23 protein-coding genes are annotated in these 25,481 nt (G+C 67.6%); 14 read left to right on the forward strand and 9 right to left on the reverse strand.

The annotated features are described in order from the left end of the window. Window positions 1-162: 162 nt before the first annotated feature. Window positions 163-1,233, forward strand: coding sequence for a DUF4241 domain-containing protein (locus tag RCF13_RS09215; protein ID WP_134969355.1), 1,071 nt, complete (start codon window positions 163-165; stop codon window positions 1,231-1,233). A gap of 81 nt (window positions 1,234-1,314) precedes the next feature. On the opposite strand, the gene RCF13_RS09220 is transcribed toward RCF13_RS09215, so the two are convergent. Then, window positions 1,315-2,307, reverse strand: coding sequence for a LysR family transcriptional regulator (locus RCF13_RS09220; protein ID WP_005410175.1), 993 nt, complete (start codon window positions 2,305-2,307; stop codon window positions 1,315-1,317). Between the two features lie 127 nt (window positions 2,308-2,434). Between RCF13_RS09220 and RCF13_RS09225 the strand changes: the two genes are divergently transcribed. Both RCF13_RS09225 and RCF13_RS09230 read left to right on the forward strand, forming a co-directional pair. After that, window positions 2,435-3,022 carry an NAD(P)H-dependent oxidoreductase gene (locus tag RCF13_RS09225; protein WP_061478956.1) on the forward strand — a complete coding sequence of 196 codons (588 nt, stop codon included), beginning with the start codon at window positions 2,435-2,437 and terminating at the stop codon, window positions 3,020-3,022. A 137-nt stretch (window positions 3,023-3,159) separates the two neighbouring features. Beyond that, the gene (locus RCF13_RS09230) at window positions 3,160-3,516 is read left to right on the forward strand and encodes a ligand-binding protein SH3 (RefSeq protein WP_231352182.1); all 357 of its coding nucleotides are present in this window, start codon (window positions 3,160-3,162) and stop codon (window positions 3,514-3,516) included. Between the two features lie 117 nt (window positions 3,517-3,633). Here RCF13_RS09230 and serS read toward each other — a convergent pair whose 3' ends face one another. Then, complete coding sequence (gene serS, locus RCF13_RS09235) at window positions 3,634-4,914, reverse strand: serine--tRNA ligase (protein WP_061478958.1); 1,281 nt, start codon at window positions 4,912-4,914, stop codon at window positions 3,634-3,636. A gap of 113 nt (window positions 4,915-5,027) precedes the next feature. Here serS and RCF13_RS09240 point away from each other — a divergent pair, with 113 nt between their 5' ends. Further along, a complete protein-coding gene (locus RCF13_RS09240) occupies window positions 5,028-5,654 on the forward strand; it encodes an energy transducer TonB (RefSeq protein ID WP_231352183.1) in 627 nt (208 codons plus the stop codon). Window positions 5,655-5,775: 121 nt separating this feature from the next. Then, entirely contained in the window at window positions 5,776-6,348 is a 573-nt protein-coding gene (locus RCF13_RS09245) for an energy transducer TonB (protein ID WP_231352184.1), read from the forward strand. Window positions 6,349-6,458: 110 nt separating this feature from the next. Here RCF13_RS09245 and aroA read toward each other — a convergent pair whose 3' ends face one another. The 4 genes from aroA to RCF13_RS09265 form a co-directional block, all read right to left on the reverse strand. Then, the gene (gene aroA, locus RCF13_RS09250) at window positions 6,459-7,766 is read right to left on the reverse strand and encodes a 3-phosphoshikimate 1-carboxyvinyltransferase (protein WP_134969380.1); all 1,308 of its coding nucleotides are present in this window, start codon (window positions 7,764-7,766) and stop codon (window positions 6,459-6,461) included. Window positions 7,767-7,842: 76 nt separating this feature from the next. Beyond that, complete coding sequence (gene pheA / locus RCF13_RS09255; protein ID WP_061478961.1) at window positions 7,843-9,042, reverse strand: prephenate dehydratase; 1,200 nt, start codon at window positions 9,040-9,042, stop codon at window positions 7,843-7,845. 51 nt (window positions 9,043-9,093) lie between these two features. After that, complete coding sequence (gene serC / locus RCF13_RS09260) at window positions 9,094-10,179, reverse strand: 3-phosphoserine/phosphohydroxythreonine transaminase (RefSeq protein WP_134969381.1); 1,086 nt, start codon at window positions 10,177-10,179, stop codon at window positions 9,094-9,096. Window positions 10,180-10,360: 181 nt separating this feature from the next. Next, entirely contained in the window at window positions 10,361-11,167 is an 807-nt protein-coding gene (locus tag RCF13_RS09265; protein WP_154351056.1) for an FHA domain-containing protein, read from the reverse strand. Window positions 11,168-11,292: 125 nt separating this feature from the next. Between RCF13_RS09265 and RCF13_RS09270 the strand changes: the two genes are divergently transcribed. The 3 genes from RCF13_RS09270 to RCF13_RS09280 all read left to right on the forward strand — a co-directional run bounded on the left by RCF13_RS09270 (window position 11,293) and on the right by RCF13_RS09280 (window position 13,382). Continuing rightward, window positions 11,293-11,568, forward strand: a complete 276-nt coding sequence (locus tag RCF13_RS09270; protein ID WP_005417302.1) for a polyhydroxyalkanoic acid system family protein — start codon at window positions 11,293-11,295, stop codon at window positions 11,566-11,568. Between the two features lie 81 nt (window positions 11,569-11,649). Continuing rightward, window positions 11,650-12,141 carry a phasin family protein gene (locus RCF13_RS09275; protein WP_005417304.1) on the forward strand — a complete coding sequence of 164 codons (492 nt, stop codon included), beginning with the start codon at window positions 11,650-11,652 and terminating at the stop codon, window positions 12,139-12,141. A gap of 236 nt (window positions 12,142-12,377) precedes the next feature. After that, the gene (locus RCF13_RS09280) at window positions 12,378-13,382 is read left to right on the forward strand and encodes a restriction endonuclease (RefSeq protein WP_231352185.1); all 1,005 of its coding nucleotides are present in this window, start codon (window positions 12,378-12,380) and stop codon (window positions 13,380-13,382) included. 117 nt (window positions 13,383-13,499) lie between these two features. Here RCF13_RS09280 and hutC read toward each other — a convergent pair whose 3' ends face one another. Together hutC and RCF13_RS09290 are read right to left on the reverse strand one after the other, a co-directional pair. Further along, window positions 13,500-14,228, reverse strand: coding sequence for a histidine utilization repressor (gene hutC, locus RCF13_RS09285; protein ID WP_134968801.1), 729 nt, complete (start codon window positions 14,226-14,228; stop codon window positions 13,500-13,502). Window positions 14,229-14,255: 27 nt separating this feature from the next. Further along, on the reverse strand, window positions 14,256-15,626 hold the full coding sequence (locus RCF13_RS09290) for a formimidoylglutamate deiminase (RefSeq protein WP_134968800.1): 1,371 nt from the start codon (window positions 15,624-15,626) through the stop codon (window positions 14,256-14,258). A 67-nt stretch (window positions 15,627-15,693) separates the two neighbouring features. On the opposite strand from RCF13_RS09290, the gene hutI reads away from it, so the two are divergent. The 6 genes from hutI to RCF13_RS09320 all read left to right on the forward strand — a co-directional run bounded on the left by hutI (window position 15,694) and on the right by RCF13_RS09320 (window position 24,871). After that, the gene (gene hutI, locus RCF13_RS09295) at window positions 15,694-16,917 is read left to right on the forward strand and encodes an imidazolonepropionase (protein ID WP_134968799.1); all 1,224 of its coding nucleotides are present in this window, start codon (window positions 15,694-15,696) and stop codon (window positions 16,915-16,917) included. Continuing rightward, complete coding sequence (gene hutH, locus RCF13_RS09300) at window positions 16,914-18,455, forward strand: histidine ammonia-lyase (protein WP_134968798.1); 1,542 nt, start codon at window positions 16,914-16,916, stop codon at window positions 18,453-18,455. Before hutI ends, hutH begins: the two co-directional genes overlap by 4 nt. Then, on the forward strand, window positions 18,452-19,306 hold the full coding sequence (gene hutG, locus RCF13_RS09305) for an N-formylglutamate deformylase (protein ID WP_134968797.1): 855 nt from the start codon (window positions 18,452-18,454) through the stop codon (window positions 19,304-19,306). Before hutH ends, hutG begins: the two co-directional genes overlap by 4 nt. Further along, window positions 19,303-20,970: a urocanate hydratase gene (hutU, locus tag RCF13_RS09310; RefSeq protein ID WP_134968796.1), complete on the forward strand. Its 1,668-nt coding sequence runs from the start codon at window positions 19,303-19,305 to the stop codon at window positions 20,968-20,970. Before hutG ends, hutU begins: the two co-directional genes overlap by 4 nt. Before the next feature lie 163 nt (window positions 20,971-21,133). Next, window positions 21,134-22,570 (forward strand): serine hydrolase domain-containing protein, encoded by a 1,437-nt coding sequence (locus RCF13_RS09315; RefSeq protein WP_231352187.1) that lies wholly within the window; start codon window positions 21,134-21,136, stop codon window positions 22,568-22,570. Window positions 22,571-22,762: 192 nt separating this feature from the next. Then, the gene (locus RCF13_RS09320; protein WP_134968795.1) at window positions 22,763-24,871 is read left to right on the forward strand and encodes a TonB-dependent receptor; all 2,109 of its coding nucleotides are present in this window, start codon (window positions 22,763-22,765) and stop codon (window positions 24,869-24,871) included. 46 nt (window positions 24,872-24,917) lie between these two features. Here RCF13_RS09320 and RCF13_RS09325 read toward each other — a convergent pair whose 3' ends face one another. Then, window positions 24,918-25,436: a hypothetical protein gene (locus tag RCF13_RS09325; RefSeq protein ID WP_134968794.1), complete on the reverse strand. Its 519-nt coding sequence runs from the start codon at window positions 25,434-25,436 to the stop codon at window positions 24,918-24,920. Between the last annotated feature and the right edge of the window lie 45 nt (window positions 25,437-25,481).

Genomic DNA, 25,481 nt, shown 5'->3' on the forward strand with positions numbered 1-25,481 from the left:
GCTGCTTACATCCACGGCTTCTACAATCCAGCCCGGCTACACTCGGCGCTGGGCTACCACTCGCCTAACAACTACGCCCGGCAGCTCCGGGCTGCCGCCTGAAACGGCTTCATGGCGTCCGTTTTCAGGGGGCCAGATCACTTCACCGCACTTGGAGCCGCCATGGCCCATCTCGATCTGGCCAACCTGCGCACCTGCCTGCTGGACGACACCCAGCTGGCTGCGGTGGCCCTGCACCGCACCTTCGCCGGACACCTGCCGGTCAGCAGCGGGCAGCTGGTGGTCTGCGATCCGCTGGTCCAGGCCGAGGCGCCGGCGCTGGCCGACTACACCGCGCCGCTGGGCCGGCATCCGGTCGAGATCATCGTGCACAGTGGCCGCCCGGCGTTGGCCGTGGCCTGGTTCAAGCCCCGCGAAGCTCTTACCGCGAACGCCCTCCACTGGCAGATGGCGCGCTGGACCACCCAGGACCTGACCGGCCTGGATGAGGACAGCTTCATCGGCTACCCGGTCGACGCCGGCATCGGTTGTTTCATGGACACCGACACCCAGCAGGCGCTGCTGGCCCTGATCGAACAGGCCGATGGCGACGAAGAGAGTGAATGGTCGGATGCACTGATCGACCATGATGGCCTGGATGAAGGCGCCGAGTACCGCCCCTGGGGCGAGGACTCGCCGCACGGCCTGGTGGTCTTCACCAGCGGCTGGGGCGACGGTGTCTATCCCAGCTACTGGGCGCTGGACACGTCCGGCATTCCGGTCGCCCTGGTCACCGATTTCCTGTGCATCCAGGGCGGCGATGGGCGCGACGAGCGCGAGATTGCCGACCAGGCCTATCGCGACAACCTGCCAGCTGCAGAAGCCGAGGCGCTGGCACGACTGGTGGCTGCCGTCGAACGAGACGACACGGAGGCATTGCAGGACCTGCTGAAAGATGCGCCGCAGCGCGCCAACCAGATCGAACCGGGCTGCGGCGGCACCGCCCTGTACGAAGCGATCCGCCTGGACCGCCCGCAGGCGTTGCGGGTGCTGCTACAGGGTGGCGAGCTACCGGCGATGCCCGAGCGCCTGCACATGAGCAAGGTGACCGGCTATCTGGACTACGCGCGGTTCCTGAAGAAGCCGCGCAGCGCAGAACTGATGGCGGTGCTGGAAGCACCGGTCATTGCCGAGCCCACACCGGCCGCACCGCCGCGGCGCAGCTTCTGGGACCGGCTGTTGGGCCGGAACTGACTGGGGCCGGAAAGCAGCAACGCCGGGCATGGCCCGGCGCTACCGTTTCACAGATTGGCGGTGCAGTTGCGGGTAGGTGCCTCAGCCCGCATCCACCGCCAGCGCCCCCAGTGCACTGGCCTTGATCCGCTCCTTGGCCTTCTCACAGGCGCCACCGCAATCCAGGCGCGAGGCCTCCAGCTGCGGCGGCAGATGTTCTGCCAGGAAGTCGATGAACACGCGCACCGCCGGCAACAGCCCGCGGCGCGAGGCGAACACGGCGTGGCACACGCCCTGCGGCAACGACCAGTCCGGCAGCACCACTTCCAGCTCGCCATTGCGCACGGCATCGGCGCACACGGTCTCCGGCAGCATGGTGATGCCGAAACCGTCCTTCACCATGCTCTGCAGCAGCGGGAAGTCGAAACCAGCCACGCGCGGCTGCAGGTCGACCCGGCGCACTTCGCCTTCCGGGCCATGCAGTTCCCAGCGCTGGCGGGCTTCGTCTTCGCTGATGCTGAGGGTGACATGCTGGGTGAGCTCTTCCGGGTCCTTGGGGCGGCCGGCGCGGTCCAGGTATTTGGGGCTGGCCACCAGCAGTTCCTGCACCTGGCCGAAGCTGCGCATCACCAGGCTGCCGTCGTCGTCCAGGCGCGAACGCACGCGCAGGGCGACGTCGTAGCCTTCATTGATGATATCCACGCGGCGGTTGCTGATGTTCAGCTGCAGCCGCACCTTCGGGTACTGCTCAAGGAACTTGGGCAGCAGCTTGGGAAGCTGCATCTGCGCCAGTGACACCGGCACGCTGGCGCGCACCACGCCGCGCGGCTCCGCGCTGAGGCGGTCCACCACTTCGCGGGCGGCCTGGGCCTCGGCCAGCATCGTCTGCGCATGGCGATGCACGCTGGTGCCGACATCGGTGACCGCGAAACGGCGCGTGGAGCGCTGCAGCAGGCGTACGCCCAGGTCGGTTTCCAGCTGGCTGATGCGGCGGCTCAGGCGCGACTTGGGAATACCCAGTGCGCGCTCGGCGGCGGCGAATCCGCCGTGGTCGACCACCATCGCGAAGTAGTACAGGTCATTCAGGTCATGCATACCCGAGTTCCATATCTAGAACAATACGTGGCATTCAATCACCTTTATTCCGCCTTTGCAACAACCTATCGTTCTCTCCGTCGGCGGGGCCCCCCCGCCCCTTCCTCCCAGAACACAGGTGACTGCCATGAAGCTTCTGCATCTCGACGCCAGCGTGCTTGGCGACAACTCCGTCTCGCGCCAGCTGTCGGCCGCCGTGGTCGCCCGCTTCGCCAGCCAGATTGATGGCCTGCAGGTCGATTATCGCGATCTTGACGCCAATCCGGTACCGCATCTGCGCAGCAGCTCGCTGGCCAGGACCGACGCGGCCGAGGCGACCGATGCTGAACAGGTGATGCAGCAGTTCCTGGACGCCGACATCGTGGTGATCGGCGCGCCGATGTACAACTTCAGCATTCCGTCCACGCTGAAGGCCTGGATCGACCGCGTGGCCGTGGCCGGCCGCACCTTCAAGTACACCGAGAACGGCCCGGTGGGCCTGGCCGGTGGCAAGCGGGTGATCATCGCCAGCAGCCGCGGCGGCATCTACACCGACTCGCCGGCCGACTTCCAGGAGCCGTTCCTGCGCCAGGTGTTCGCCTTCATGGGCATCAACGAGGTCGAATTCGTGCGCGCCGAGGGCATCGCCTATTCGCCGCAGCACCGTGAAGACGCCATCGCCGGTGCGCTGGCAGCACTGCCGTCGCACGAAGCGGCCGAACCCGTCGCCGCATAACGCGTTCCAACGTTCGGCGCCCCTCTCTCCTCGTCTGGGCGCTGAACGCGGGCCGGGATCCCCTCCCCCATCCCGGCCCACCCTGGCGGCCCCGCTGTGCGGGGCCGTTTTCTTTTGCGACGCGCTAGGCTGGGGGCATGAACTACATCGTGACGGCTGCGCACCGCAGCGAATTTCCGCACCCGATCACCCTGCGCCGTGGCCAGGCGCTGGTGGTGGGCGAACGTTATGAAGGCCCGGAGGGCTGGGAAGACTGGTTCCTGTGCCAAGCCGAAGAGCAGCAGCCCGGTTTCGTGCCGGCGCCGGTGATCGGTCGCGATGCGCAGAATGACGCCTATGCCACGGAGGATTACTGCGCGCGGGAGCTGGATGTGGATCCCGGGCAGATCTTGCGCGGGCTGCGCATCCTCAATGGCTGGGCGTGGTGCGTGCCGGAGACGGGCGAACCTGGATGGGTGCCGTTGGAGAAGCTGCGGGTTTCAGAAGCCCCGTAGCGCCCGAGCCCATGCTCGGGCGGCGGCGCGCGGAGCGCCGATAGAAACAATGCGGCCCGCGATGGGCAGGAGCAGCCGAGCATAGGCTCGGCTCTACAGGACACTGAGCGCCGGCTGTCAGGCGATGGTTTCCAGGCCGCCCATGTACGGGCGCAGGGCCTCCGGCACGGTGATGCTGCCGTCGGCGTTCTGGTAGTTCTCCATCACCGCGATCATCGCACGGCCAACCGCCACGCCCGAGCCGTTCAGGGTATGCACCAGCTCAGGCTTGCCGGTGGCCGGGTTGCGCCAGCGCGCCTGCATGCGGCGGGCCTGGAAGTCACCACAGTTCGAGCACGAGGAGATCTCGCGGTAAGTCTCCTGCGACGGCAGCCAGACTTCCAGATCGTAGGTCTTCACCGCCGAGAAGCCCATGTCGCCGGTGCACAGCAGCACCTTGCGGTACGGCAGGCCCAGCTTTTCCAGCACCACTTCGGCACAGCGGGTCATGCGCTGGTGCTCGGCGTCGCTGTCTTCCGGGCGGCTGATCGAGACCAGCTCGACCTTCTCGAACTGGTGCTGGCGGATCATGCCGCGCACGTCGCGGCCGCCGCTGCCGGCCTCGGCACGGAAGCACATCGAGTGAGCGGTCATGCGCAGCGGCAGACGCTCGGCGTCGACGATCTCGTCACGCACGATGTTGGTCAGCGGCACTTCCGAGGTCGGGATCAGGTAACGCGTGGAGTCGCCCACGGCGGTCTTGAACAGGTCGTCCTCGAACTTCGGCAGCTGGCTGGTGCCGCGCAGCGAGTCAGCATTGACCAGCAGCGGTACGTTGGTTTCCTCGTAACCGTGCTCGCCGGTGTGCAGGTCGACCATGAACTGAGCCAGGGCGCGGTGCAGGCGCGCGATCGGGCCGCGCAGGACGGTGAAGCGCGAACCGGACAGTTTGGCCGCGGTCTCGCCGTCCAGCCAGCCATTGCGGGCGCCCAGTTCAACGTGGTCGAGCACCTTGAAATCGAACTGGCGCGGGGTTCCCCAGCGCGCCTGCTCGACGTTGTCGTTCTCGTCAGCACCGGCTGGCACGTCATCGGCCGGCAGGTTCGGGATCCCCATCGAGATTGCTTCGATCTTCTCGCGCAGCTCGTCCAGCGCCACTTCCGAGGCCTTCAGCTCGTCGGCGAAGGCGGCGACCTCGGCCATGATGGCCGACACGTCCTCGCCCTTGGCCTTGGCCTGGCCGATGGCCTTGGAACGGCTGTTGCGCAGGCTCTGCAGCTCCTGGGTCCGCACCTGGATGCGCTTGCGATCGGCCTCCAGGGACTCCAAGGCAGACACGTCGAGCTCGAAGCCACGGCTGGTGCGCAGGCGTTCGGCGAGGTCGGCGGGCTGGTGGCGGAGCAAGGCTGGATCAAGCATGGCAGGTGTCGTGGTGGGTATCAGGGATGGGATTATCGCTTGTTATACGGATTTCTGCCGCCCGGTTCATTCCCGCCGTGGCAGAATCGGGGCATTCCGTACTGGTCCGGTCCATGTCTGCACCCCGCTCGCCGTCCGCCAAGTCGTTTACCGTGCATATCCCGCGCAACGCCCTGAAGATCGCGGGCATCGCCTTCGGCGTGGGCGTGCTGCTGTTCGTGCTGGTCTGGTTCACCGGTCGCGACAAGGAATTCTTCCGCGCCGACCCGGCCGCACAGACCCCGCAGGAGACGGCGCAGGTGGAACCGCTGCCCGAACCGCTGGCGGCGGCCGCCGGTTCCAGCGACATGCCCGATGCCAAGCCGGCCCCGGTCGAGGAGGAAGCCCCGAAGCTGGTCGAAACCCCGCCGCCACCGCCGGCGCCCGTCGCCGAAGCGGCCCCGGCCGCGCCGGCTGCCACGGGCAACAGCCAGCCGATGCCGATTGCCGGCCAGTCGCCACCGCCGGCCTACCCGGCCGCCGCGCTGCGCGCCGGCGAGACCGGCAGTGTGGTCGTACGCGTGGACGTGGATGCCACCGGCTATCCGAACAATGTCACGGTAATCCAGCGCAGCGGCTCACGCGAGCTCGACCGTGCCGCGACCGATGCGGTGCGCCGCTGGCGCTTCACCCCGGCACAGAGCAACGGCCAGGCCGTACCGGGCAGCATTGAAGTGCCGTTCGACTTCAAGACCCAGTAACTGAACGTTTCCCGGCAGGCAAACTGAACCCTGCCGGTCGCGTTGACGCAACGCTGACACTTCACGCCGCTGGCCCGCGCAACACTCTCTCCCGTCGTCCAATCGACGGAAGGAGTTCGCGATGACCGCCACCACCCACGAAGACCTTCATTCGCCGCAGCTGCCGCAGGACGTCAGCGAACAGCACAAGCCCACGTCGCCCTGGATGTGGATCGCGCTGATCGTGGCGATGTTTGCCGCCGCGCTGCTCTGGCTGCGTCACTCGAACCAGGAAGACGTGGCGCCGGCACCGGTCGGCGAGCGCATGCTGCCCGCGCCCGAGCAGGCGCCGGTCGCCGACGTACAGCAGCCTGCGGCACGCCATGCCGCAGCGGCCGGCAACCAGCGCAAGGCCACCCCTGCCGTACGCAATCGCGAGGCGCGCCCACTGGCAGGCAACAGCAAGCCGACCTACCCCGCTGCCGCGCTGCGCAATGGCGTGCAGGGCAGCGTGATCGCCAGCCTGAATGTCGATGCCCGCGGCCAGGTCACCAATGCTGCGATTGTTTCGCGCAGCGGCGAGCGCAGCCGTGATCTGGATCGTGCGGTGCTGAGCGCCGTGCAGAACTGGAAGTTCCAGCCGGCGATGCATGAAGGCCGTGCAGTGGCCAGTGTGGTGCGGGTCCCGGTGGATTTCCGTACCGGACAGCGTTGATCGCGGACGAGGGGTTCGTGATGTTTAGACGGAGGCTTCGGCCTCCGTCCTTTTATGCGGAGAAGCGTGCCAACCGAGGTTGGCACCTACCCGAAAACCTGATCGGCCGATCAGGCCAGGTTGAAGCCGGCGCTGCGCGCCAGGCCGTCGAAGTCCGGGAAGGACGTGGCGACGTTGGCGATGTCGTTGATACGCACTTCGCCGTCGCTGATCTGGCCGGCAATGGCAAACGCCATGGCAATACGGTGGTCGCCGTGGCTTTCGATGGTGCCACTCCCCAGCCGAACGCCGCCGTGCAGGGTGGCGCCATCCTCGGTTTCGTCCACCTGCATGCCCAGCGCACGCAGGCCGGTGGCCATCGCCGCAAGGCGGTCGGATTCCTTCACTCGCAGTTCGGCCGCACCGCTCACCACGGTCTGGCCCTCGGCGGCCGCGGCGGCCACGAACAGCGCCGGGAACTCGTCGATCATGTCCGGCACCAGTTCTTCCGGAATGCGTGCGCCCTTCAGCGGGGCGTAGCGCACCACCAGGTCGGCCACCGGTTCACCGCCCTGTTCTGCCGGGTTCTCTTCGGTGATGTCCGCACCCATCAGGCGCAGCGCGTGCAGCAGGCCGGTGCGACGCGGATTCAGGCCGACCTGCTTCAGGCGCAGCTCGGAACCGGGAATGATGCTGGCGGCGACCAGATAGAACGCGGCCGAAGAGAAATCGGCGGGCACCACGATATCCGTGGCGCGCAGGCGCTGGCCACCGCGCAGGCGGGCCTTGCCCGGCGAAAACGCGATGTCCACGCCGAATGCGGACAACATGCGCTCGGTGTAGTCGCGGGTCGGGTGCGGTTCGGTCACGCAGGTTTCGCCCTGCGCATACAGCCCGGCCAGCAGCACCGCCGACTTGACCTGCGCACTGGCCACCGGCGAGGCGAAATCGATGCCGTGCAGCGCTTGGCCACCATGCACGTGCAGCGGCGGTGTGCCGTCGTCCTGGGTGTCGATCCTTGCGCCCATCTGCGACAGCGGGCCAGTGACGCGGCGCATCGGGCGGCCGGACAGCGATTCATCGCCGATCAGCGTGCAGTCGAACGACTGGCCCGCCAACAGGCCGGCCAGCAGGCGCATGCCGGTACCGGCATTGCCGCAATCCAGCGGTGCATCCGGCGCCTTCAGGCCATCGATGCCGACGCCGTGCACGACGCGCTGCGACGGGCTGGGCGTTTCGATGCGCACCCCCAGCTGGCTGAAGATGCGCGCCGTGGCACGGGTGTCCTCACCTTCCAGGAAGCCCTCGATGTGCGAGGTGCCATCGGCCAGCGCGGCAAACATCACCGAGCGGTGCGAGACCGACTTGTCGCCGGGAATGGTCAGGCTGCCCTGCAGCGGCTGGCCCTTGCGGGCTATCCAGTGTTGCGCGTTGCTCATCGTTCGATCATTCCGTAAACACCGGCAGCGCCGGCGATGCATCAGGGAGCGGCGGCTGTTGCCGCCGCAGCAGCACTCATGGCACGGCCACCGGATAGGAGCCCAGCACCTTGATCTGCGCCGAGTGCGCTTCCAGTTCGGCCAGCGCAGCCTGCATCGGCGCGTCGTCGATGTGGCCGGCCAGGTCGATGAAGAAACCGTACTCCCACTTGCCGTGGTGTGACGGCCGCGACTCGATGCGGTTCATGCTGATGCCGTGGCGGGCGAACGGGCTGAGCACGTCGAACAGCGCACCGGGCTTGTCATGGATGAACACCAGCACCGAGGTACGGTCGTGGCCGGAGGTCGGGAAAATGTTGCGGCCCACCACCAGGAAACGGGTGGTGTTGTCGGCATCGTTCTGGATCGGTTTGGTGACCACCTTCTTCAGGCCGTACACATGGCCGGCGCTCTCGCCGCCGATGGCCGCCGCGTCGTCGGCGTTGCGCGCACGACGCGCACCTTCGGCATTGCTCGACACCGGAATCTTTTCGGCCTTCGGCAGATTGGCGCGCAGCCACGCCGAGGTCTGCATGAACGACTGCGGGTGCGCGTAGATGCGCTCGATGTCCTCGATGCGGCCGCTGCGCGACATCAGGTACTGCTGCACGCGCAGTTCCACTTCGCCGCAGATCTTCAGGTTGGAGGTCAGGAACATGTCCAGGGTGATCTGGATGGTGCCCTGCCCCGAATTCTCCACCGGCACCACGCCGAAATCGGCGTTGCCCGCTTCCACTTCCTGGAACACCTCTTCGATGCTGGCCATCGGCAGGCCCAGCGCGGAGCGGCCGAAGTGCTTGAGCACGGCCTGCTGGCTGAAAGTACCTTCCGGGCCGAGGTAACCGATCTTCAGCGGCTCCTGCTGGGCCAGGCAGGCCGACATGATCTCGCGGTAGACGTGCACCAGCAGTTCATCGCTGAGCGGGCCTTCGTTGCGGTCCACCACCATGCGCAGCACCTGCGCTTCGCGCTCGGGGCGGTAGTAGTCGACGGCGGCGGCGAGCTTGCCCTTGGCCTTGCCGACCTGGTGGGCGAAGCGCGCGCGCTCGGCGATCAGGCTCTGGATGTCGCGGTCGATCTGGTCGATCTTCGAGCGCACATCGGCCAGCGCCAGCGGCGCCAGGGTGGGTGCCGGGTTCGAGGCGGCCTTGGCCTTGCCCTTCGCCTTGGTGGGCACGCTTTCATTGGCCGGTTCGGCCTTCTTCGGCGCCTTCTTGCTGGATTTGCTGCTTGCCATCGGAATTCCTTGTTGCGGGGCACGCACCCGACGGTGCGCGCCGTTCATTGCTCAGCCGTGACGCTGCTGGAAATCGGCCATGAAGGCCACCAGCGCCTCGGCCCCGGCCAGCGGCATGGCGTTGTAGAGCGAGGCACGGATGCCACCGACGACCTTGTGTCCCTTCAGCGCCAGCAGGCCAGCGGCCTTGGCCTCGGCCACGAAGCGGGCATCGAGATCGGCGTTGGGCAGGAAGAACGGGATGTTCATCCGCGAACGGGCCGCGTGTGCAACCTCATTGCGGTAGAAGCCGCCGGAGCCGTCGATGGCGCCGTACACCAGCGCGGCCTTGGCGGCATTGCGCCTGGCGAACTCGGCCACGCCGCCCTCGGCCAGCATCCACTTGAACACCAGGCCGGCCAGGTACCAGTTCCAGGTCGGCGGGGTGTTGAGCATCGAATCGCGGGCGACATGCGAGCGGTAATCGAAGATGTCCGCGCGTGGCTGGCCACTGCGCTCGAGCAGATCGCGGCGGATGATCATCACCGCGATGCCGACCGGGCCCAGGTTCTTCTGCGCGCCGGCATAGATCACACCGTAGCGGCGCACGTCCAGCGGCTCGCTGGCGATGGACGAGCTGAAGTCGGCCACCAGCGGTACATTGCCGGTATCGGGCACATCACGGAACTCGACGCCGTGGATGGTCTCGTTGGCGGTGATGTGCACGTAGGCGGCATTGGGCGAGAGCTGCCAATCGGCGCGCGGCGGCAGCGTGCGATAGCCATCGGCCTCGCTGCTGGCGGCGATGTTGACGTCGACGTAGACACCGGCCTGCTTGACCGCGGTCTTGCCCCAGTGACCACTGACCACGTAGTCGGCACGCTGGCCGGGGGCGGCGAAGTTGAGCGGGATCAGCGCCTGCTGGGTGGTGGCACCACCGGACAGGAACAGCACCGCATAGTCCTCCGGGATATCGAGCAGGCGACGCAGGTCGGCCTCGGCCTCGGCGGCCACGGACATGAATTCCGCGCCGCGATGGCTCATTTCCACGATCGAAGCGCCGGACCCGTGCCAGTCCAGCATTTCCGCCTGCGCCTGGCGCAGGACCGATTCCGGCAAGGTCGCAGGGCCGGCACTGAAGTTGAACGCGCGCGTCATGTCACACCTGTGGGGCAAGACCCCTAGTATGCCGCAGTGCACCAGCCTTGCGGCCTTGTGCAGCAAGGGAAATTTGGTTTCATTGGAATCCATCGGCAACGCGACCGGGTAGTGCCAGCCGCTGGCCGGCAACCTCACGGATTCAGGGGCGGCGGTTGCCGGCCAGCGGCCGGCACTACCGTCAGCGCGCGCCGAACCAGAGCAGCAGGCTGAGCAGCGCGGCCAGCAGCAGCGCACTGACCAGCAGCCACGGCCAGCGCCGCACCCTGCGCGGCGCAACCGGCAGCACCGGCGCCTGTTCCACGTCCTCGCCCGACTCGTCCTCGACCGGCAACGACCGCCGGCGCGGATCATGCGGCACTTCCAGCACGAAACGGTGCTGGCCATCGAACACCACCTGGTCGCCGGCCTGCAGCCAGCAATGGCGCACGGCCACGCCATTGACGCGGGTGCCGTCGGCACTGCCAAGGTCGCGCAGCAGCACGCGTTCGCCGTGCACTTCCACGCGGGCATGCTGCTCGGCAAAAGCCGGGTCATCGATGGCGATGTCGGCCTCGTTGCCACGCCCGATCAGGCGGGCCCGCGACAGGGTGAAGCTGCGGCCATGATGGAGGCCGCCGACACCGCGCAGCAGCCGCTGCTGCTCGTCGCTGCCATCTTCGGTTCTCGGCGCAGGCGCCTGCAGCAGGATTTCGACCTCGCCCTGAAGGACCATCTCCACGCCATCTACATACACCGCATCGCCTGCACGCAGCAGGGCCATCCGGCGTACCGGGCGACCGTTGACGTGGACGCCGCGGATGCCGTTGCCGACCTGCAGCCAGAGGCCGCGATCATCCATGCAGAACTGGGCCAGCAGCAGTGCGCCGTGGCCGGGATCTCCTAGCCGCACGCTGCCGTTGGCCTGGCGCACGATGCGCTGCACCCCGGGCCGCAAGGGCTGGTCGGGCTGTTGTTGTTGACTGAAGTGAACAAGCAGGTTCTGCACGCGGCGCAGCCTAGCAGGTTGGTCGCCAACGAAGAAGAACCCACGATGAGTGCTTGGCGCGGCGGCCCTTGATGCGCACAATGCTTGCCCTCTTCGACCTACCCCGCCCTGCGCCAGGAGCCTTCATGTCCACCATCGATGTCCGCCACGCCCACGCCCTGCCCGATGCACAGGCGCGCGCCGCGATCGAACAGGTCGCTGCCAAGCTGTCCGAGCGCTTTGGCCTGAAGTCGTCCTGGACCGCCGACGTACTGAACTTCTCCGGCAGCGGCGTGGACGGTGCGATCGAACTGCAGCCGGGTGCCGTGCGCGTAACCGCCAAGCTGGGCTTCCTGCTGTCGGCGATGAAGGGCATGGTCGAAGGCGAGATCCAGCGTGTGCTGAAGGAAAAGCTGGGCTGAACCCCGGCGGCGGCCGTCACGGCCGTGCAACGCCGGTGCGCGCTACTCTCGGGGGCAGGCCCAACTCCCACGGGAAGTGCGATGAACCACTACGAGAACGACGACCGCCGCAACGACGATGCCTCTTTCAGTGACCAGGCCGAGCGCTTCTCGCGCAAGCTGAGCGATTCGGCCCAGCAGGTCTGGCTGGCCGGGTTGGGTGCGCTGGGTCGCGCCCAGGCCGAGGGCAGCCGCTTCTTCGACGGCCTGGTGAAGGAAGGCGAAGCCTGGGAAGCCCGCCGCCGTGAACGCAACGGCGACCAGGGCCCGGGCTGGCGTGACAATGTCGAGACCTCGCTGGACGAGGCCCGCGAGAAGGCCTCCGGCACCTGGAACAAGGTGGAGAAGGCCTTCGATGACCAGGTGCAGGGCGTACTCAAGCGCCTGCATGTACCCACCGCCGACGAAGTGACCGCGCTGGAGGCGCGCATTGATGCCCTGCACGCGCGCCTGGCCAAGCTGGAAAATCGCGCCGCGTCCGGCACCGACGCCCCTGCTCCGGGCAGCCATCAGTCGCCGGACAGCGTGCCCTGAGCGCAATTGTTGCAACGCAATAAAAATTGGTCGACAATCGCGAGCAACCCGCCAATCGCTTCGGCTGCCGTTTGTTCCCTCCCCTCACGGCTTCAGGATTGGCGGGTTTTTCGTGCCCGCTGTGCGCCGATCTGCGCGCTCCATCACGCTTTCTGTCAGGAACATCCTGACCCGGCCAGGCACCGCGACCTTTACACTGTCGTCCTCCGCTTTCGCCCCTTCCGCCCTACTCCTGCATGCTCCCCTGGATCCTGGCCCTGCTGTCGGCCCTGCTTAGCTGTTCCCTGGCCGTTGTCTATCTGTGGTGGGTCAAGCGGCGGCAGAAGGAGATGCAACTCGGCCTGCAGGCCCTGGCGGGCATGCATTGGCGCGAATTCTCGGTTCTGGTCAAGCGCATGCTGCGCGAACAGCGCGGCCTGCGTGAGCTGATCGATCCGGCGGAAGAAGCCCGCGAGCCAAGCAGCGATTTCATGCTCAGCGATGGCCCCAACCACTGGCTGGTGTCGTGCAAGCATGGCCTGGCCTACCGCATCGGCACCGCCGCGGTGAACGAGCTGGGTGCGGCCGCGCGCCTGGCCGGGGCCAAGGGCGGCGTGCTGCTGACCGAAGGCCGCATCGAGCGCGACGGCCGCAGCGCCGCCGAGAAGCAGGCGGTTGAAGTGCTGGACGGCCCGCGCCTGTGGCCGTTGCTGCAGCCTTACCTGCCCGGCGACATCGAAGCGCGCGTGCGCGCCAGCGCCCGCCACGAAGCGCTGCGCCGCATCGCCATCGCCGCACTGGGTTCGGCAACGCTGGGGCTGCTGGTTGGCCTGGGCCTGCAGGGCCTGCGTGTGGAAGAGGCCGCGCCGGTTGCTGCGGCACCGGTGGTGGCGACGCCTTCAACCGCGCCTGCGGCGGAACCTGCTGGCACCGCGGCAGTGCTCCCGGCCGCCCCTTCACCCGCGGCTGCCGTCGCCCCGGCGGCCGACGCGCGCAGCAATCCCAATCCGGATGCGGCCACGCTGGAGCGCTTCCAGGCCGATCTGGCCCGCGCCCTGGCCGGCAAGCCCGGCATCGCCAGCGGTGTCTGGCTGACCCGGCAGACGCTGGCGATCAACCGCACCGGCGAACTGGAAAAGGTCTGGCCGCAGGTCTGTGAGGAAGTGCTGCACTACCCCGCCCTGCGCAACGTGCGCATCCAGCTCAACGCCCGGCCCGGCGTGGATGAGCCGGTACGCTGGCGGCAGTGCGCTACGTATTGATGGGGCAGCATCTTGATGGGGCAGCATCCACGCATGGCGTGGATCTACCAGGGATTCACACGCGTCGGATAATCCCAACCGGGATTCAGTAGATCCACGCCATGCGTGGATACGCCTCTAGCGCGCCCCAGGCGCGAAGCGCGCGACCAGGTCCCACGCGTCGCCGAGGAATACCTGGCGCACGCGGGTGATCGGCTGATCGCCACGCCAGGTCAGGCGCTCGATCACCAGGCAGGCGGTACCCGGTTTCACGTCCAGCAGCCTGGCCGTGGCGGTGTCCGCACCCCAGGCACTGATGCGATGCTGCGCGCGCGTCCAGGACACGTTCTGCAGCAGCCAGCTGCCCGGCGCGGTGGTACTGAAATCGACTTCCAGTACCTCGGGCACGCCCACCGGACTGATCAGGCGATGCTCCAGCGCCAGCGGACGGCCATCGGCCAGGTGCAGGCAGCGCATCGCCAACAGCTTCTCGCTGCCGGCCAGCTCCACTTCACCGGCATTGCCGGTGTCGGCCAGGCGCAGCTCGCGCTGCAGCAGGCGGTACGCGTACTGATGGCCGCGCGAACCGACCTCCATCGCGATATCGGGAATCTCCAGCGCCACCTGCTCCAGGTGCGGCGGCTGCCGCGCCACGAATGAACCGGCGCGACGGCGGCGCTCGATCATGCCGCTCTCGGCCAATGCGGTCAGCACCTTGTTCACCGTCATCCGCGAGCAGCCGTATTGCTCCATCAACTCGTGCTCGTACGGAATACGGAAGCCCGGCGCCCACTCTCCGCTGAGGATGCGGCTTTCCAGATCGCTGCGGATACGCTGGTTGAGCGTGGCGGACTTGCTGGCCTTCACGTAATGAGGTCCCGGTGGCGGAGGCGATCAGCCCAGCACGCCGCGCAGGGCGGCGGCGAAGGCGGTGGTGATCGGCTCGCGCTGCAGGTGGCGGCCCTCGGCCACGCACTGGCGGCCATGGCGCCAGACCGATCGCAGCGCGCCATTACGTGCGGCGAACACCCAACTGTCAAGCCATGCGTCATCCTGTCGCGCCTGCAGCGCCGGGTGCGCGGCGTCCAGTTCGACCAGGTCGGCACTGGCACCAACCTGCAGGCCAGCGGCCACGCCCAGCGCCTGCGCTCCACCGCGCAGTGCGCCTTCGAACAGGAAACGACCGGTGCTGCGGCTGGCATCCGGGGCCAGTACATTGCGCCCGCGCAAGGTCAGCCGCTGGCCGTATTCGAGCAGGCGCAGTTCTTCGGCGGCATCGATCAGCACATTGGAATCGGAGCCGACACCGAAGCGACCGCCCTCGCGCGCGAACGCCTGCATCGGGAACAGGCCGTCGCCCAGGTTGGCCTCGGTGATCGGGCACAGGCCGGCCACCGCCTGGCTGGCCACGATGGCCGCGCGCTCGTCGTCGGTGATGTGGGTGGCATGCACCAGGCACCAGCGCGAATCCACCGGTGCATGGTCGTACAACCACTGCACCGGGCGCTGGGCGCTCCAGGCCAGGCAGGCCTCGACTTCGCGCACCTGCTCGGCGATATGGATGTGCACCGGGCCATCGGTGAGCGGCAGCAACGCACTCAGTTCTTCGCCGGTGACCGCGCGCAGGCTGTGCGGGGCAATGCCGAGCACCGCGTCAGGCAGCGTGGCCAATGCCGGCTTTGCGGCGTCCAGCAGCTGCGCGAAGCCGTCCATGTCGTGGATCAGGCGTCGCTGCGCAGGGTTCGGCGGCGCGCCGCCGAAATCGGCGTGGGCATAGAACACCGGCAGCAGGGTCAGGCCGATACCGGTCTGCTCGGCTGCCGCCGCGATCCGTGCACTCATCTCGGCGCGGTTGGCATAGGCGCGACCATCGGCGTCGTGGTGCAGGTAGTGGAATTCACCGACGCGGGTAAAGCCGCTTTCCAGCATTTCCATGTAGGCCTGGGCGGCGATGGCCTGCACCGCGTCCGGGCGCAGGTGGGCCAGGAAGCGGTACATCAGCTCGCGCCAGCTCCAGAAGCTGTCACCGTCACCGCCGCCGATCTCGGTCAGGCCGGCCATGCCGCGCTGAAAGGCGTGGCTGTGCAGGTTGGGCAGGCCCGGCACCAGGATGCGGACGCGGGTGTCGCCCGCCTGCGCGCCCTGCCCCGTGCTGATCGCCGCGATGCGACCGTCCTGCACCTGCAGGCGGACATCGCGGACCCAACCCTCGGCCAGCAGGGCGTGGGCGGCATGGAAACTGTGCGGGGAACGCGAATCGGACATGGCTGGACAACCCGAAATGGACGCCTATATTGTATAGACATATAAGCACAGCCGCGTTGTGGATGCCATGCACGTCGATACCCTCTGGTCCAACGTCCACCTGATCACCCTCGATGGCGAAGGGCTGGGTGTCATCCGCGATGGCGTTCTGGCCTGCGCCGACGGCCGCATCGTCCATGTCGGCGCGGCCGGCAGCGATGCCCACCTGCAGCCGACCACCCGCATCGACGGCGAAGGCCGCTGGATTTCGCCCGGCCTGATCGACTGCCATACCCACCTGGTCTACGCCGGCAACCGCGCCAACGAGTTCGAGCAGCGCCTGCAGGGCGTCAGCTATGCCGAGATCGCCCGTGCCGGCGGCGGTATCGTCTCCACCGTACGCGCCACCCGTGCTGCCACCCCGGAACAGCTGGCCCGCGAAAGCCGGCCGCGCCTGCTGGCGATGCGTGCCGAAGGCGTGACGACGATCGAGATCAAGTCCGGCTACGGCCTGACCTTGCCCGACGAACGCAAGCAGCTGCAGGTGGCGCGTGCATTGGGTGAGGAATGCCGGGTCAACGTGGTGACCACCTTCCTCGGTGCACACGCGATTCCGCCGGGCCGCCAAGCACAGGAGTACACCGATGAGCTGTGCGAGGTGATGATTCCGGCCATCGCCGCGGAAGGCCTGGCCGAAGCGGTGGATGTGTTCTGCGAGAACATCGCGTTCTCGCGCGCACAGGCGCGGCAGGTCTTCGAAGCGGCACGCGCCAACGGGCTGGCGGTGAAGATCCACGCCGAGCAGCTGAGCAACCAGCATGGCGCCGAACTGACGGCCAGCTTCGGTGCACTGTCGGCCGACCATATTGAACATCTGGATGACGCCGGCATCGCCGCGATGGCCGCTGCCGGTACCGTCGCCGTGCTGCTGCCCGGTGCTTTCTATTTCACCCGCGATACCACCCTGCCGCCGATCGCCGCGCTGCGTGCGGCCGGCGTGCCGCTGGCGCTGGCCACCGACAGCAACCCGGGCACTTCGCCGCTGACCAGCCCGCTGCTGGCGATGAACATGGGCGCCACCCTGTTCCGCCTGACCGTGGATGAGTGCATCGCCGGCTTCACCCGTGAAGCGGCGCGCGCACTGGGCCACGGCGAGCGCATCGGTCGCCTGGCGGTGGGCATGGACTGCGACCTGGCGATCTGGGACATCGATGCGCCCGCCGACCTGGTCTATCGCATTGGATTCAACCCGCTGCACGCGCGCGTGGTGCGCGGGCAGCCCGACCTGCCTGCCTCCTGGAGCAACACATGAGCAACACCCTGGTTCTTCGCCCCGGCCATGTCACTCTCGCCCAGTGGCGGCAGGTCTATCGCGGTGCGCCGCTTGCACTGGACCCGGCCGCGCTGCCGGTGGTGCGCGCCAGCGCTGCGGCGGTGGCCGCCATCGTCGCCAAGGGCGCGCCGGTGTATGGCATCAACACCGGCTTCGGCAAGCTGGCCAGCGTGCGCATCGAGCGCGAAGACCTGGCCACCCTGCAGCGGAACATCGTGCTCTCGCATGCCGCCGGCGTGGGCGAGCCGATGCCGGCCAGCGTGGTGCGGTTGATGATGGCGCTGAAGCTGGTCAGCCTGGCGCAGGGCGCATCGGGCATTCGCGAGGAAACCCTGCTGCTGCTCGAAGCGATGCTGGTCAAGGGCGTGCTGCCGGTGGTGCCCGCACAAGGCTCGGTGGGTGCCTCGGGTGACCTGGCGCCGCTTTCGCACCTGGCCAGCGTGATGCTGGGCGTCGGCGAAGCCTTCATCGGTGACGAGCGCCTGCCGGCGATCGATGCGCTGGCACGTGCCGGCCTGCAGCCGATCGAACTGGGCGCGAAGGAAGGCCTGGCGCTGCTCAATGGCACCCAGTTCTCCACCGCGTATGCGTTGGCCGGCCTGTTCGAGATCGAGACCGTGTTCCAGGCGGCGCTGATCACCGGCGCGCTGTCGGTGGAAGCAGCCAAGGGCTCCGACACGCCGTTCGACCCGCGCATCCACGCCATCCGCGGCCAGCGCGGGCAGATCGCCACCGCGGCCACCCTGCGCACGCTGATGCAGGGCTCGGACATCCGCGAGTCGCATCGCGACAACGACGTGCGCGTGCAGGATCCGTACTGCCTGCGCTGCCAGCCGCAGGTGATGGGCGCAGCGCTGGACATCCTGCGCCAGGCCGCGACCACGCTGGAAATCGAAGCCAACGGCGTGTCCGACAATCCGCTGGTGTTCACCGATACCGGCGAAGCACTGTCCGGCGGCAACTTCCACGCCGAGCCGGTCGCCTTCGCCGCTGACATGCTGGCGATGGCGGTGTGCGAGATCGGCTCGATCAGCGAGCGCCGCCTGGCGATGCTGGTCGACCCTGCGCTGTCCGGCCTGCCTGCATTCCTGACCCCGCGCCCCGGCCTGAATTCCGGCTTCATGATTCCGCAGGTGACCGCTGCCGCGCTGGTCTCGGAGAACAAGCAGCGCGCCTACCCCGCCAGCGTTGATTCGATCCCGACCTCGGCCAACCAGGAAGACCATGTGTCGATGGCCGCACATGGCGCGCGCCGGCTGATGCAGATGGCCGAGAACGCCGCCAACGTGATCGGCATCGAGCTGCTGGCCGCTGCGCAGGGCTGCGACTTCCACGCCCCGCTGCGCTCCAGCGCCGCGCTGGAAACCGTGCGCGCCACCCTGCGTGCGCAGGTGCCGACGCTGGAAGAAGACCGCTACTTCCATCCGGACATGGTGACCGCCACGAATCTGGTGCGCAGTGGCGCGCTGGCGCAGGGCCTGACCGACCTGCTGCCAACCGTGGAGCCGCAGGCATGAATACCCATCCCGAATGGCTGACCGTGCACGAGGGCGACGCCCCCCTCATCGTCAGCTTCCCGCATACCGGCAGCGAGCTTCCGCACGACCTGATCGGCGACTACCACTCGCCGTGGCTGGCCCGTCGCGATGCCGACTGGTGGGTGCACGAGCTGTACGACTTTGTGCGTGGCATGGGCGCGACCACGGTGCGCTCGGCGATCTCGCGCTCGGTGATCGACCTCAACCGAGACCCCAGCGGGGTCTCGCTGTACCCCGGCCAGAACACGACCGGCCTGTGCCCGCTGACCACCTTCGACAACCAGCCGCTGTACCACGCCGGACGCGAACCGGATGATGCGGAAATCGCCCGTCGTCGCGACACGTATTTCCTGCCTTACCACGATGCGCTGACCGCGCAGATCACCCGCCTGCGCGCGAAGTTCGGCACGGTGGTGGTGTACGACGCACATTCTATCCGCTCACATATTCCGCACCTGTTCGACGGCGAACTGCCGCAGTTCAACCTGGGTACCGCTGGCCCGTCCGGCGCGCCGGACACGTCCTGCGACAACGCGTTGAGCGACGTGGTGGAGAACCTGCTGAAGATCAGTGGCATGAGCCAGGTGCGCAACGGCCGCTTCAAGGGTGGCTGGATCACCCGCCACTACAGCAACATCGCCGGCGGTGTGCACAGCCTGCAGATGGAGCTGGCCTGCCGTGGCTACATGCACGAACCCCTGCCGGACCAGGTGGACGAACACAGCTGGCCCACCCCGCTCGACCCCGACCACGCCGCACCGCTGCGCCACACCCTGGCGCAGGTGCTCAACGCCTGCCTTGAATTCGCTACGAACCGGAGCGCCGCATGACCCGCAACGACCCGTCCCGCACCCTCGCCGCGCCAACCGGCACCACGCTGAATGCCAAGAGCTGGCTGACCGAAGCGCCGCTGCGCATGCTGATGAACAACCTGCACCCCGATGTGGCCGAGCGCCCGCAGGAACTGGTGGTGTACGGCGGCATCGGCCGCGCCGCACGTGACTGGGAGAGCTTCGATGCCATCGTCGAAACGCTCAAGCGCCTGGACGACGACCAGACCCTGCTCGTGCAGTCGGGCAAGCCGGTGGGCGTGTTCCGCACCCATGCCGATGCACCGCGCGTGCTGATCGCCAACTCCAACCTGGTGCCGCGCTGGGCCAACTGGGACCACTTCAACGAACTGGATAGGAAGGGCCTGGCCATGTACGGCCAGATGACTGCCGGCAGCTGGATCTACATCGGCGCGCAGGGCATCGTGCAGGGCACCTACGAGACCTTCGTGGAAATGGGCCGCCAGCATTTCGGTGGTGACCTGACCGGCAAGTGGCTGTTCACCGGTGGCCTCGGCGGCATGGGCGGCGCACAGCCGCTGGCCGCGGTGATGGCCGGCGCCTCCTGCCTGGCCGTCGAGTGCCGCAAGAGCAGCATCGACATGCGCCTGCGCACCGGCTACCTGGATACCTGGACCGACAACCTGGACGAAGCGCTGCGCCTGATCGACGAGTCGTGCAAGGCCGGTACGCCGAAGTCGGTGGGCCTGCTCGGCAACGTCGCCGATGTACTGGCTGAACTGCTCAAGCGCGGCGTGAAGCCGGACCTGCTGACCGACCAGACCTCCGCGCACGACCCGGTGAACGGCTACCTGCCGCAGGGCTGGACCGTCGAGCAGTGGGACGAAAAGCGCGTGTCCGCGCCGAAGGAAGTGGAGAAGGCAGCGCGCGCGTCGATGGCCAACCATATCCGCGCCATGCTCGGCTTCCACGCACTCGGCGTGCCGACCGTGGACTACGGCAACAACCTGCGGCAGATGGCGCTGGAAGAAGGCGTGGAGAACGCGTTCGACTTCCCCGGGTTCGTGCCGGCCTACATCCGCCCGCTGTTCTGCCGTGGCATCGGCCCGTTCCGCTGGGCGGCACTAAGTGGTGACCCGGAAGACATCGCCAAGACCGATGCCAAGGTGAAGGAACTGATTCCGGACAATCCCCACCTGCACCGCTGGCTGGACATGGCCGCCGAGAAGATCAAATTCCAGGGCCTGCCGGCGCGCATCTGCTGGGTCGGCCTGGGTGATCGTGATCGACTCGGCCTGGCGTTCAACGAGATGGTCGCCAACGGCGAACTGAAGGCGCCGGTGGTGATCGGACGTGACCACCTGGACAGCGGCAGCGTGGCCTCGCCGAACCGCGAAACCGAAGCGATGGCCGATGGCTCCGACGCGGTGTCCGACTGGCCGCTGCTGAACGCCCTGCTCAACACCGCCAGCGGCGCGACCTGGGTCTCGCTGCACCACGGCGGCGGCGTCGGCATGGGCTTCTCGCAGCACGCCGGCATGGTGATCGTCTGCGACGGTACCGAGGCGGCGGCGAAGCGGATTGCCCGCGTGCTGTGGAACGACCCGGCCACCGGCGTCATGCGCCACGCCGATGCGGGGTATGACATCGCGATCGGCTGCGCGAAGGAAAAGGGACTGGATCTGCCGGGGATCCTGGGCTGATCGCAGGGTGCCGGCCAGCGGCCGGCACTACCCGAAAGCACCTGTAGAGCCGAGCCATGCTCGGCTCATTTTTCCGGGTGCATGATGCCTGGCCCGAAGGCAGCCGAGCATGGGCTCGGCTCTACATGCCAAGATGCGCCATCACCGCTGACGGATCACCGCGATGTTCCGCACGCTCGCTGCCTCATTGCTCTGCACGCTATTGGTGATTCCGCCTGTTTCGGCACGTGGCGCTCCCAGCACTCTCTCTGCTCAGCTCGACACCCAACTGCAGGCCAACCGCGAGCGCTACGGCATTGCCGGCCAGGCGGTGCTGGTCGCACACAACGGTCAGGTGCTCTACCAGGGCGCCAGCGGCGAGCGTGACCCGGCCTCCCACGCACCTGCCACCGTCGATTCCATCTTCGCCGCACAGTCGATGGCCAAGCTGCTGACCAGCACACTGGTGATGCAACTGGTCGATCAGAGCAAGGTGGATCTGGATGCACCGGCCAGCCGCTATGTGCCGGGCCTGCCTGCAGCATGGCAGGCAATCCACGTGCGTGATTTCCTCAACCACAGCTCCGGCATCGGCGAGTACTACGACCGGGTGGATAACCGCTGGGTGAGCACGGGCTACCCCGGTGTAGCGCCTGACCTTGGCACTGCGCTGAAGGTGGCCGGCGCTGCACCGATGCAGTTCGCCACCGGCAGCCGCGTGCAGTACACCCAGGCCAACTACCTGGTGCTGACGGCGTTGCTGGAAGCGCACTACCGCAAGCCCTACCCGGCCATCGCGCGCGAACGCATCCTGCAGCCATTGAAGATGGCCAGCACCTCGTGGGGCGTTGCCAGCGTGCCGGCCCGGCGCGCGGCGGTGCCGTACATCGGCAAGGATGGCCAACTGCAGCCGGCCAATGAAGATGCCTGGCCGGACTACGGCTGGGGCCATGCCGATCTGCAGACCACCGTGGGCGACATGAACCGTTTCCTGCAGGCGCTGGCGACCGGCAAGCTGGTGCGCACGGGGACCCTGGAAAAACTCTGGCAGCCGCAGAAGCTGAGCGGTGGCGGCAGCAACTTCTTCTCCACCGGCTGGGACACCACCCGCAGCGACGGCCACACCCAGGTCGGCCACGATGGGGGCACCCGTGTTAGGGCACGGCTGGCCTACAAGGGCACGCTGGCCGACGGCTACTGGGTGTTCGTGTACCTGACCAACGGCAGCGCCCGCAATGTCTGGTCCAGCACGCTGGTGGAGAGCACGATGGCGGTCGCGGCGCCGCAGGCGTTTCCGCACGCGGTGCTGTCCGAGCGGCTGGTCGCGTATGCGCTGGATGATGATGCAGGCGCTGCCCAGGCGATACGCAGTTGGTTGCGCGATAACAACCGGGTGACGGGCAGCGAGCTGGAACGAGCGATCAACGCCAGCGGCTATGCCATCCACCAGAGCCTTGGTGCACGCAGGGCGTTGAAGGTATTCGCCCTCAATACCGAGCTGTATCCGGATTCGGCCAATGTGTGGGACAGCCTGGCCGAGTGTCATGCGGCATTGGGCGAAAGGGAAGCGGCTGATCGGCTGTATGCAAAGGCCAAAGCGCTGGCCAAGCCCTCGCCGTAACCTGCTGTAGAGCCGAGCCCATGCTCGGCTGCTCTTCGTTTCGAGCGAAGGAAACCCGCGCTGCGCGCGATTAGCCGAGCGTGGGCTCGGCTCTACATGGATGTTGCGGGCGGCCATACGCCGCCGGTGGGTGACGTGGCGCCACCGACCTGTTAACTTGCGCGCCACTTTACTGGTTTACAGCATTTCCGCATGTCGCTCTCGTCGTACCGCCCCATCCCCTCGCTGCTGTCTCTGGCCGTTTCCCTTGGCCTCGCCTCCACTGCCGCTGCAGTCCCGCAGGCCACCACGTTGGATGCCGTACAGGTCACTGCAGCCGATGCCAGCGCGCAGGCGCGCGAGGCGTTGAAGCGGGTGCCCGGCGCCAGCAACGTCATCGACGTGGCCAAGGCCGACAGCCGACTGTCCAGCAGTGCCGATGTGCTGGCCTACCAGCCGGGCATCAGCGCGCAGTCGCCGGGCAACGAGGGCACCAAGATCTCGATCCGTGGGTCGGGCATCAACCGGGGGCCGGGCGCGCATGCCTCGGGCATTGCGGTGTCGATCGACGGCCTGCCGCTGACCGGCCCAGGTGGCACGCCCTACGAGCTGCAGGAACCGCTGTGGCTGTCGCGCGTGGAAGTCCTGCGCGGCGCCAACGGTTTCGAGCGCGGCGCGTTGGCGCTGGGCGGTGCCATCGACTACGTCAGCCGCAGCGGCCGTGATTCGGCGGGCGTGCAGCTGCACTACGAAGCCGGCAGCCGTGGCTACCAGAAGCGTGGCCTCAGCTGGGGCGGCGTCAACGGCGATGTCGACTACTTCCTGGCCTACACCGATACCGAATTCGACGGTTACCAGCGCCATGCGCGCGGCGATGGTAAGGGCGCGATGGCCAACATCGGCTGGCAGATCACGCCCGACCTGCAGACGCGCTTCTTCGTGCGTTACCGCGAAACCAATCACGAAACACCCGGTCGCCTGACCCGCGATCAGATCCGCAACGATCCACGTGCCGCGAACGCGGCCAACCTGGCCATCGATGCGCGTCGCCCGCAGCCGGGCAGCACCTGGGTGGGCAATGTCACCACGCTGCAGATCGATGAGGACTCGTCGCTGCAGGCCGGGCTGGTGTACCACTCCTACCCGATGGACTTGAACGAGAGCCTGTACCGCCAGCAGCTGGACTACGCCAACCTCAACGCCACGCTGGACTACCGCCGCCGCCACCGGCTGTTCGGGCTGGACAGCGAGACCACGGTCGGCCTGCGCGTCACCCATGACCTGGATGCCGATGTGCGCGAGTCGCTGCGCTTTGCCAGCAACGGCTATGCCGCCGGCACGCGCACGCGTGACTTCCGCCACCACGGCACCGACAGCACGCTGCACGTCAGCAACACCCTCGCCTTCAATGACCGCCTGCGCATGCAGGCTGGGCTGGCACTGATCAACACCCGCCGCGATGTGCAGGTGACCTGGCCGAGCAGCGGCGGCCGCCTGCGCGAGCAGGACTGGGACTATGCGCCGCGACTGGGCTTCACTTGGCAGCACAGCGCGCAGACCCAGTGGTTCGGCAACCTCAGCCGTTCGGTGGAGGCACCGCACCCATGGTCGATGATCTGGGGCTCGAACCAGTACTTCGGGCCGGGCAATGGCCCGTCTACCGGCCGTCAGCGCGCGCCGGTGCCGATGCAGAACCAGACCGCCACCACGCTGGAACTGGGCGCGCGCGGTGACGCGGCGCTGGGCCGCTGGGAACTGACCGGCTACTACGCCCACGTGAACCACGAACTGCTGAGCGTCGAACTGCAACCGGTGCCGAACCTGTTCATCGCCGAGAACAATGCCAGCCCCACCGTGCACCGCGGTATCGAAGCCGGATTGGACAGCACGCTGTGGCAGGCTGCACCGGGCCGCCTGTCGCTGCGCCAGGCGTATACCTTCAGCGATTTCCGCTACCGCCACGATGCACGTTTCGGCAGCAACCGCCTGCCCGGCCTGCCGCGCCACGCCTACCAGGCCGAGCTGCGCTTCGATCATGCATCCGGCCTGTACGCGGCGCTCAATACCGAATACGCCTCGCGCATCGCCGTGGACTACGCCAACAGCTACTGGGCCGACAGCCATGTGATCTTCGGCAGCCGCATCGGCTACGACGCACCCGGTGGCCGCTGGCAGGCCTGTGCGGAGATGCGCAACCTAGGCAACCGCCGCTACGCCGCCACCGTCACGCCGGGCTATGACGACGCCGGCAAGGATGTTGCGCGCTCGACCCCGGGCGAAGGCCGCGGCGTCTACGCGGGCGTGCGCTGGCGCTTTGAGTGATTGCTGCAGGCGGCGCCGGGTGTGATCCGGCGCCGTCGTTCCAGGGTCAGCCGATACGCCAGGGCGGCAGGCGCTCGCTGCGCTTCCAGATGGAAGGCGCGAAGCCGACCAGCACCAGTGCCGCCAGCCACTTCGGCGACGTACTCAGCAGCGTCGAACCGAGCGAGCCGCCGCCGGGTGCGAGCGGCTCCTGCCACGGGTTGTAGCCCAGGTAGACGACGCTGCCAGCCCACCACAACAACGCCAGGCCGATGCCCACCAGCAGCAGGGCCAGGATACGGCAGGTCCAGCGCTGCGAGGTGGTTCCCCACTCGCGGGACACCGCTACCAGCAGACCCACCACCAACAGCGACACCAGTGCCACCAGGCCGATATCGATCTTCGGTCCAATGCGCTCATAGGCGCAGGCACGGCATTGCGTCTCTTCCGCGGCAGTGGCGGCTTCAGCGCCATCGCCCCGCCCGGCTGCCGGCTGCGCCAGTGCTGCAAACGGCAACAACACCGCCAGCAGCGTCACCATGATCCAACGAAACAACGTCCTGTTCCTGCGTGCAGCGACATCCATGCGCTCTTCCTCGTCAGTGGTTGTGTGTCTCAGTGGGCGTTCGGC

It is taken from the genome of Stenotrophomonas maltophilia group sp. RNC7 (assembly GCF_030910085.1).
GTDB lineage: Bacteria > Pseudomonadota > Gammaproteobacteria > Xanthomonadales > Xanthomonadaceae > Stenotrophomonas > Stenotrophomonas sepilia.